Origin of the sequence: Occultella gossypii, from assembly GCF_019947135.1 — a bacterium.
GTDB classification, from domain to species: Bacteria; Actinomycetota; Actinomycetes; order Actinomycetales; family Beutenbergiaceae; genus Occultella; species Occultella gossypii.
Genome location: NZ_JAGSHT010000039.1, coordinates 1 through 529, shown reverse-complemented (window position 1 = coordinate 529; position 529 = coordinate 1). Strand labels below are relative to the sequence as shown.

1 pseudogene is annotated in these 529 nt (G+C 74.5%); it reads right to left on the bottom strand.

What is annotated here, in order from left to right:
* Nucleotides 1–529, bottom strand: a pseudogene (locus KCQ71_RS26750) (hypothetical protein); the annotation flags it as partial.

The following is a 529-nucleotide window of genomic DNA, read 5'->3' as shown; positions in this document are numbered from 1 at the left end:
TCGACGTTGCCGGGTTCGTCGCCGCCGAGCAGGGTCGATAGGGGTACGTGGACCACGATTTGGGCGCGGTGGCCGCCGAGGATCCCGATCGGCCAGGTCCGCGGTGCGCCGCGGCCGGCGGGCGTGGCCAGGTTCGGATCACCCACCCCGGACACGGAACTATTACCAGCACCAGCACCGGCGCCGGCGCCGGGGTCGGTGCCTGGGTCGGTGGCGGGGTCGGCCGCAGGACCGATGCCGACTGCTGCGCTGGGCTCGGCCGCTGGTGCGGGACCACCCGCGACGGGCACCTGTTCGGCGACCGTGGCGGTGTCTGTCCCGGTGGGCTGTTCGGCGACCGTGGCGGCGTCTGTCCCGGTGGGCTGCTCGGCGACGGTGGTCGCGGCGGTCGCGGCGGTCGCGGCGGCGGTCGCGGCGGTGGTGGTCGGGTTGGTGGTCGGGGGTTGGGGGTGGGGGCCGATCTGTCCGGTGGTCAGGTGGTGGGCGATGAGGTCGGCGAGGATGTCGGGGCGTAGTTGTTCCAGGGTGC